Origin of the sequence: Pseudomonas sp. SIMBA_068 (genome assembly GCF_046534705.1) — a bacterium.
Lineage (GTDB): Bacteria > Pseudomonadota > Gammaproteobacteria > Pseudomonadales > Pseudomonadaceae > Aquipseudomonas > Aquipseudomonas putida.
The window spans coordinates 1-263 of sequence record NZ_JAWRYI010000765.1 but is presented as its reverse complement, the minus strand read 5'-3'; the positions used below and the strand labels follow the sequence as shown (position 1 = coordinate 263).

The window sequence follows — 263 nt, the reverse complement described above, 5'->3', positions numbered from 1 at the left end:
ACGGTGTGCGGGGCTATGCCCCCCAAATAAACCGCTGTCGTGGACGACAGCTTTTCGCTCGCTGGGGCAGCGAAATTTATTCGGCTCCCCCCGGCTGGCAAAATCTGCGTGGGCGCGGCTGTTTGCCGATGAGGCGCAGTGCCTTAACTATTTTCGCGCCTTAACCCGCGAAAATAATTCTGTCCGCTGCCTCATTGTTACTGCCTGCATTCCTTTACTCCTTAATCCAAAAAAAAGTGGTGGACCGTAAAAGCGTAAAGACC

At 53.6% G+C, this 263-nt stretch carries 1 protein-coding gene; it reads left to right on the top strand.

All coding sequences use genetic code 11. The features are described from left to right. The coding region (locus tag SB756_RS31350) for a hypothetical protein (protein WP_410913401.1) at positions 1–250 on the top strand (250 nt) is incomplete at its 5' end. Positions 251–263 lie beyond the last annotated feature (13 nt).